This window comes from Streptomyces sp. NPDC001070 (genome assembly GCF_053598835.1).
Genome location: NZ_JBSFLB010000001.1, coordinates 450,538 through 458,073, shown reverse-complemented (window position 1 = coordinate 458,073; position 7,536 = coordinate 450,538). Strand labels below are relative to the sequence as shown.

At 73.8% G+C, this 7,536-nt stretch carries 8 protein-coding genes and 1 pseudogene; 7 read left to right on the top strand and 2 right to left on the bottom strand.

Going from position 1 to position 7,536, the window contains the following annotated elements; genetic code table 11:
- A pseudogene (locus ACWDAS_RS02185) lies at positions 1-577 on the top strand (hypothetical protein); the annotation flags it as partial.
- Positions 562-1,416, top strand: coding sequence for a hypothetical protein (locus ACWDAS_RS02180; protein ID WP_450386578.1), 855 nt, complete (start codon positions 562-564; stop codon positions 1,414-1,416). The pseudogene ACWDAS_RS02185 and the gene ACWDAS_RS02180, both read left to right, overlap by 16 nt.
- A gap of 60 nt (positions 1,417-1,476) precedes the next feature.
- Here ACWDAS_RS02180 and ACWDAS_RS02175 read toward each other — a convergent pair whose 3' ends face one another.
- Positions 1,477-2,760 carry a DUF1015 family protein gene (locus ACWDAS_RS02175; RefSeq protein ID WP_450386576.1) on the bottom strand — a complete coding sequence of 428 codons (1,284 nt, stop codon included), beginning with the start codon at positions 2,758-2,760 and terminating at the stop codon, positions 1,477-1,479.
- 72 nt (positions 2,761-2,832) lie between these two features.
- On the opposite strand from ACWDAS_RS02175, the gene ACWDAS_RS02170 reads away from it, so the two are divergent.
- Positions 2,833-3,855 (top strand): HAD-IIA family hydrolase, encoded by a 1,023-nt coding sequence (locus ACWDAS_RS02170; protein WP_450386574.1) that lies wholly within the window; start codon positions 2,833-2,835, stop codon positions 3,853-3,855.
- A 17-nt stretch (positions 3,856-3,872) separates the two neighbouring features.
- Here the strand turns inward: ACWDAS_RS02170 and ACWDAS_RS02165 are convergent, their stop codons facing one another.
- Positions 3,873-4,220, bottom strand: a complete 348-nt coding sequence (locus tag ACWDAS_RS02165; RefSeq protein WP_450386572.1) for a sterol-binding protein — start codon at positions 4,218-4,220, stop codon at positions 3,873-3,875.
- A 148-nt stretch (positions 4,221-4,368) separates the two neighbouring features.
- Between ACWDAS_RS02165 and ACWDAS_RS02160 the strand changes: the two genes are divergently transcribed.
- Genes ACWDAS_RS02160 through ACWDAS_RS02145 form a run of 4 tightly spaced genes read left to right on the top strand, consistent with a single transcriptional unit; the run spans position 4,369 to position 7,528 of the window.
- On the top strand, positions 4,369-5,532 hold the full coding sequence (locus tag ACWDAS_RS02160; protein WP_450386570.1) for a hypothetical protein: 1,164 nt from the start codon (positions 4,369-4,371) through the stop codon (positions 5,530-5,532).
- Entirely contained in the window at positions 5,525-5,779 is a 255-nt protein-coding gene (locus ACWDAS_RS02155) for a hypothetical protein (protein WP_450386569.1), read from the top strand. Before ACWDAS_RS02160 ends, ACWDAS_RS02155 begins: the two co-directional genes overlap by 8 nt.
- 7 nt (positions 5,780-5,786) lie before the next feature.
- Complete coding sequence (locus tag ACWDAS_RS02150) at positions 5,787-6,593, top strand: TlyA family RNA methyltransferase (RefSeq protein WP_450386567.1); 807 nt, start codon at positions 5,787-5,789, stop codon at positions 6,591-6,593.
- On the top strand, positions 6,590-7,528 hold the full coding sequence (locus ACWDAS_RS02145; protein WP_450386566.1) for an NAD kinase: 939 nt from the start codon (positions 6,590-6,592) through the stop codon (positions 7,526-7,528). The genes ACWDAS_RS02150 and ACWDAS_RS02145 overlap by 4 nt, the downstream gene beginning before the upstream one ends.
- Positions 7,529-7,536: the final 8 nt, after the last annotated feature.

Genomic DNA, 7,536 nt, shown 5'->3' with positions numbered 1-7,536 from the left:
CCGCGCTACGACCGTCCCCGTGAGGACCGTCCGCGCGACGATCGCCGTGACGACCGTGGTGGTTTCCGTCGTGACGACCGTCCGCGCTACGACCGTCCCCGTGAGGACCGTCCGCGCGACGATCGCCGTGACGACCGTGGTGGTTTCCGTCGTGACGACCGTCCGCGCTACGACCGCCCCCGTGACGACCGCCGTGACGACCGTCCCCGTGGTCCGCGTCGTGAGGACGACCGTGGAGGGTACCGTCGCGACGACCGTCCGCGCTACGACCGCCCCCGTGACGACCGTCCGCGCGACGATCGCCGGGATGACCGTCCCCGTGGTCCGCGTCGTGAGGACGACCGTGGAGGGTACCGTCGCGACGATCGCCGGGACGAGCGCCCCCGTGGGCCGCGTCGTGAGGACGACCGCGGCGGCCAGGGCGGCGGCCGGCGGCCGTACGTGCAGGGTCGTGGGCGGTTCGAGAACACGCGGGGCCGTGACGAGCGCCGCGAGGAGCGGGAGCCCATCAGGCGGCTGCCGATCCCCGAGGACGTCACGGGCCAGGAGATCGACCCCAGCGTGCGGCAGGAGCTGATGAGCCTGCCGAAGACGCTGGCGGACGACGTGGCGCGCAACCTCGTGATGGTGGCCCGGCTGCTCGACGAGGACCCGGACCTGGCCTACGGCTACTCCAGGGTCGCGCTGCGCCTGGCGTCCCGTGTCGCCGCCGTCCGTGAGGCGGCCGGCTTCGCGTCGTACGCCACGGAGCGGTACGCGGAGGCGCTGGCCGAGTTCCGCGCGTGTCGCCGGATGACGGGCACGGTGGACCTGTGGCCGGTCATGGCGGACTGCGAGCGGGGCATGGGCCGCCCGGAGCGCGCGCTGGAGATGGCGGGTGCGCCCGAGGTGCACAAGCTGGACCGCGCGGGCCAGGTGGAGATGCGTCTGGTGGCCGCCGGTGCCCGGCGTGACATGGGCCAGAACGAGGCCGCCGTGGTCACCCTGCAGAGCCCGGAGCTCGCGTCCAACGCGGTGCACCCGTGGACGGCGCGGCTGCGCTACGCGTACGCCGACGCGCTGCTCGCGGCGGGCCGTGAGGACGAGGCCCGGGAGTGGTTCGCCAAGGCGCTGGAGGCCGACCAGAGCGGCAGTACCGACGCCTCGGACCGGTTGGCGCAGCTGGACGGCGTGGCCTTCGTGGACGCGCTCGACGAGTCCGACGAGGACGAGCGCGGTGCGGAACCGGAGCAGACCGCGGAGACCGCCGAGTCCGACGACGCCACCGCATCCGAGGCGGCGGACCTGGAGGACGCGGACGCTGCCGAGGAGCGGGCGCCGGAGAGTGAGCCGGAGGTCGACCTGACCGACGAGGCCGACCCGACGGCGTTCCTCGACGACCCGTTCAAGGAGCCCGCCAAGGGCGCCGAGGACTGACCTCGATCACAAAGGGCGGCATCCGCGTCATGCGCGGATGCCGCCCTTTGCCGTTTCCGGTCAGGCGGGGGTGCCGTCGAGTTCCAGGCTGCGCAGCACCAGGCCGGTCGCCGGCTTCGGCCCGAAGGAGGTCGACTTGCGCGGCATCGTCACGCCTTGCTTGGCGAGGTCGTGCACGACGCTCTCGCGTACCGGGTGGATGAGCACGGCCGTGCCGCCGAACTGCTCGGCGTGTTCGACCGCGGCCTCGGTGTCGTGGATGTAGTGGATGTGCTCGGGGGCGTCGGGCACCTCCCAGATCCGGTCCAGGAGCAGGCTGTGCAGCACGGTGGCGTCCAGGTGCCGCCACTCTTCGGGGCGGTTCCGCGGGATGGCCACGTCGGTGGCGCCGCGGTCCGGCTGGTCCAGGAGGTGGAAGCGACCGTCACCGGTGAGCAGGAAGGCGTTGCCCTCGGCCGCCGCGGCCTCCAGGGCGGCCAGCGCATCCGGCAGGGGCCCGGGCAGTTCGCGTACGCGGAAGGCGCTCCGGGCCGCCTCGACGGCCCGCGCGACGGGCAGTTGCGGCAGGACACGGTGGATGGCGCGGACCCGCAGCGGGTAGCGGGCGGTGTCGATCAGCAGCACCAGGCCGTAGTCCCAAGGGCTGGGCGTCTCGTGCTCGGCCTGCAGCAGCAGATACGTCGCCCAGCGGTGGTGGCCGTCGGCGATGAGGGCCTGGTGCCGGGACAGGTCGGCGTCGACCGCGGCGATGGCCCGCGGGTCGGTGATCGCCCACAGCCGGTGCTGGATGCCGTCCTCGGTGGTCGTGGCGAGCAGCGGAGGCTCCTGGGCGGTGCGTTCGACGATTTCCGCCGCCTCCCCGCCGTTGCCCCGGTATGCCAGCAGGAGCGGTTCGAGGTTGGCGGCCGTGGCCCGCATCAGCGCGGCGCGGTCGGCGACCGGGCCGGGCATCACGTCCTCGTGCGGCAGCACGATCCGCTCCTCGGGCGGGGTGAGGCGCAGGGCCCCGATGAGGCCGCGCTGCACCTGCTCGCCGTCGCGCTGCTCGTACACGTACAGGGCGGGCTTGGGATCGAGGGCCAGGACGCCCTCCTCCTGCCACTGGAACAGCGCCCAGGCGGCCTTGCGGTGCCGGCCGTCCGGGGGCTCGGCGGTGGGCAGGATGAGCCGCACGACGTTGTGCGGGTCGGCTGTCTCCAGGTGCCGCTGTCCCTCGGGCCGTACGACGACGTCGTACGGTGGCGAGGTGACCGCGGCCAGGCTGCCGACCCGCTCGGGGACGTAGCGGAGCGCGCGGAACGGCGCCAGCCGCAAGCCCCGCACAGCGGGTCCGGAATTGCTCATCCGGGCATGCTACGCGGGTCACGTCCGCGAAGTGTGCCGAGTGATCGACAACATACGAGGAGCGACCGCCCGATGACCCACCGGACCGGCCCTGCCGGCAGTGAAATGCCCCTTGACCAGGCGTACGACACGGCCCTGCTCGACCTCGACGGAGTGGTCTATGCGGGTGGCGACGCGATCGCCCACGCCGTCGAGTCGATCGGCACGGCACGCGAGCACGGCATGCGGCCGGCCTACGTCACCAACAACGCAGCCCGCACCCCGCAGGCCGTCGCGGAGCACCTGACGCGGCTCGGCGTGCCGGCGGAGCCGGGGGAGGTCGTCACCTCCGCCCAGGCGGTGGCCCGGCTGATCGCCGACCAGGTGCCGGCGGGCGCGCGGGTGCTCGCGATCGGCGGCGAGGGGCTTGTGGAGGCGCTGCGCGAGCGCGGGCTCCAGCCGGTCACCTCGGCCGACGACGACCCCGCGGCGGTCGTGCAGGGCTATTCGCCCCAGGTGGGCTGGGAGCAGCTCGCCGAGGCGGCGTACGCGGTCAACCGCGGCGTGCCGTGGTTCGCCTCCAACACCGACCTGACCATCCCGACGGCCCGGGGCACCGCCCCAGGGAACGGCGCGCTCGTCGAGGTCGTGCGGATAGCGACCGGGGGCGACCCGCAGATCGCGGGCAAGCCGCTGCCGCCCATGCACCGTGAGACGGTCATCAGGACCGGCGCGCGACGGCCGCTGGTGGTCGGCGACCGTCTCGACACCGACATCGAGGGCGCACACGCGGGCGGTGTCGACTCGCTGCTGGTGCTCACCGGGGTCACCACGCCCGCGCTGCTGCTCGCCGCCCCGCCCGAGCACCGGCCCACGTATGTGGACGCCGACCTGCGCGGGCTGCTCACGCCGCAGCCCGGGGTGACGGCCGTCGGCGGGGGCGCGTACCGCTGCGGCGGCTGGACGGCCTCGGTGGGGGACGGGACGCTGCTCGTCGACGGCGAGGGCGAGCCCACGGACGGGCTCCGGGCGCTGTGCGGGGCGGCCTGGACGCAGGCCGGGGACGGCTCCTGCGACCTGGACGCCGGGAAGGCGCTGGACCGGCTGGGGCTGTAGCGGAACCCCGGCGGCCGTCAGAGGAGCTTGCGCAGCCGCAGCAGGTCGCGCAGGCCCGCCTCCAGCTTGACCCTGCCGCTGCCCCACGCCTTCGCGAAGTGCAGCTCGCCGTCAACGAGCGCGACCAGGTCGTCCCCGGCCATGGTGAGCCTTATCTGGGCGCGCTCGGGCGGCGGGCCCTGCACGGTGACCACGTCGTGGATGCGGCCGTCCGCCAGACGTCCGACGAAGGTGATGTCGAGATCGGTGATGCGGCAGCTCAACGAGCGGTCCAGCGCGGCCGCGCTGCGCAGGTCGCCCTCGGTCCTGGCGAGGTTCTCGGACAGCCGCTCAAGCGCGCTGCGGCACTCCTCGATGGTCGCCATCGGCTGTGCTTCTCCCGTTCGGACGTCGGCTCGTGCTGGTGCTGATCGACCGTACCGCAGCCGACCGTCGGCGAGATGCGGTGCCATAGGCGGTAGCGTCGTGACCGACGATGTCTGGGGAACTGGCGAAGGCGAGGAGTGAGGGCGTATGCGGGACGCGTTGCGGACCTGTCTGCAGATCGCGGGCGGCCTGACCGAGGCCACCCGGCGACGGGCGGTCGGGGCGGCCAAGGAACTGCTCGACCAGACGGGGATAGACGTTGACGCGGTCCAGCGCAGCATCGGCGAGCGGATCCCGCCCGAGGTGCAGACGCTCGCGGACGAGCTGATGGCGTCGGGACGGGCCAACCGGGACCTGCTGGTGGGCCTCATCCGTGAGGAGATCGACAAGGCGATGAGCCGTGTCGGGCGGCTCGCCGACGAGGTCACCAAGGTCGGGGTCGTCCTCGAGGCCCTGGAACGCCGCATCCGCAACCTGGAGGACGGCGGCCGGGACACGGACGAGGCCGACGGCCCGGAGGACGAGCCGGAGCCCGGTCTGTACGTGCCGCCGCAGCCGCCGGTGGAGCACGTGCCGGTCGCCGCCGAGGAGGCGGCCGTGCCCGCGCCGGCGAAGAAGCCCGCGGCCCCCACGCAGCCGCCCGCCGCGCCTGCGGTGCCCGAGGCCGGCAAGGGCGTTGCGGCGGCACCCGCTCCGGTGCCGCGCAAGAACGCGGCCCCGGCGAAGGCGCCCGCTGCGAAGTCGGTGGCGAAGAAGGCAGCTGCCGCGGCGGCTGCCGCGCCCGCGAAGAGGGTGCCTGCGGCGAAGAAGGCCGCTCCGGCCAAGGAGACGGCGGTTCGCACGAACACCGCTGCCACGGCGGGAGGCACGGCTGAGGCGGCCGGGACTCCCGCGAAGAGGGTGCCTGCGGCGAAGAGCTCGGCCGCTGCCGGGACCACGGCTGCGGCGAAGAGGACTGCCCCGGCCAAGAAGGCGTCCGCGGCGAGGAAGACCGCCACCGCGGCGGTGCCTGCGGCGAAGAAGGCAGCGCCGGTCAAGAAGGCGGCGGTTGCCAGGAAGACCGCTGCTGTGGCGGGTGGTGCGGCTGAGGCGGCTGCCGCGCCCGCGAAGAAGGCTGCTCCGGCCAAGAAGTCGGCCGCTGCCGGGACCACGGCTGCGGCGAAGAGGACTGCCCCGGCCAAGAAGGCGTCCGCCGCGAAGAAGACCGCCACCACGACGGCGTCCGCCGCGAAGAAGGCCGCTCCGGCCAAGAGGACCGCCGCCGCCAAGAAGTCGGCGGCGCGGGCGGAGGAGGCGAGGGGACGTGACTGAGACCGGGCTCGAGGGCGTGGCGCCGGCGCTCGCGCCGGACGCCGAGCCCGAGGCCGCGGGGGACGCGGGACCGCGTCCGCTGGGGGTCGTACTGGAGGCGACGGGGAATACCGAGGTGGACGCCGTCCTTGTCCGCCTGCAGGATGCCGACCTGCTTCCCACCGAGGACCACGTCGAGGTGTACGAGGATGTACACCGTGGGCTGCGCGACACGCTCACGAGACTCGACGACGACAACAGGAGCTGAACCTCACGTGGCACGACGCCGACTCGATGCCGAGCTGGTGCGCCGGAACCTCGCCCGCTCGCGGGAGCACGCCGGGCAGCTGATCGCCGCCGGGCGGGTGACCGTGGGCGGGACGACCGCGACGAAGGCCGCCACGCAGGTGGAGACCAGCGCCGCGGTCGTCGTGGCCAAGGACGACTCGGACCCGGACTACGTCTCCCGCGGCGGCCACAAGCTCGCCGGGGCTCTGGCGGCGTTCGTGCCGCACGGGCTGCCCGTGGAGGGGCGTCGCGCGCTGGACGCCGGGGCGTCCACGGGCGGGTTCACCGACGTCCTGCTCCGCAACGGCGCGGCCCACGTCGTCGCGGTCGACGTGGGCTACGGGCAGCTCGCGTGGTCGCTGCAGAGCGATGAACGCGTCACCGTGAAGGACCGTACCAACGTCCGCGAGTTGACGCTCGAGCAGATCGACAACCAGCCGGTGGACCTCGTCGTCGGCGACCTGTCCTTCATCCCGCTCGGGCTCGTTCTGCCCGCCCTCGTACGCTGCGCCGCGCCCGACGCGGATCTGGTCCTGATGGTCAAGCCGCAGTTCGAGGTCGGCAAGGAGCGACTGGGCAGCGGCGGTGTCGTGCGCAGCCCGGAACTGCGCGCAGAGGCCGTACGACAGGTCGCCGGGCAGGCGGCCGCACTGGGACTGGGGGTGCTGGGCGTGACCGCGAGCCCGTTGCCGGGACCGTCGGGGAATGTGGAGTACTTTCTGTGGCTGCGCGCCGGGGCGCCCGAACTGGACCCGGCGGATGTCGACCGCGCTGTGGCGGAGGGGCCCCGTTGAGCGAGACGTACGAGACGCACGAGACGCACAGGCCGTCCGACCGCACGGTCTTCCTGCTGGCCCACACCGGCCGGCCGGCGGCCATCCGCAGTGCCGAGCGGGTGGTCCAGGGGCTGAAGCGCTGCGGCATCGGCCTACGGGTGCTGGCCGAGGAGGCCGCCGACCTGACGCTGCCCGCGAACGGCGCGGTGCAGCGGGTGCAGGAGATCGGCCCGGAGACCGTCGAGGACTGCGAGCTGATCATCGTCCTGGGCGGTGACGGCACCCTGCTGCGCGGCGCGGAGTTCGCGCGCGCCTCCGGCGTCCCGATGCTGGGCGTCAACCTGGGCCGGGTCGGCTTCCTCGCGGAGGCGGAGCGGGACGACCTGGACAAGGTCGTCGACCGCGTCGTCACCCGCGACTACGAGGTCGAGGAGCGCATGACCATCGACGTCCTGGTGCGCAACGACGGCCGGGTCGTCCACACCGACTGGGCGCTGAACGAGGCGGCGGTCGAGAAGCAGGCCCGCGAGCGGCTGCTGGAGGTCGTCACGGAGGTGGACGGCCGCCCGGTCTCGCGCTTCGGGGGCGACGGGGTGGTCATGGCGACCCCGACCGGGTCGACCGCGTACGCCTTCTCTGCGGGCGGGCCGGTGGTCTGGCCCGAGGTCGAGGCGCTGCTGATGGTGCCGATCAGCGCGCACGCGCTGTTCGCGAAGCCGCTGGTGACCTCCCCGAAGTCGGTGCTGGCGGTGGAGGTGCAGCCGAAGACCCCGCACGGCGTGCTGTGGTGCGACGGGCGGCGCTCGGTGGACCTTCCTGCCGGGGCACGGGTCGAGGTCAGGCGGGGCGCGGTGCCGGTACGGCTGGCACGGCTCCACCACGCCTCGTTCACCGATCGGCTGGTCGCGAAATTCGCGCTGCCGGTGGCGGGCTGGCGGGGCGCGCCGCACTGAGCCTCCCC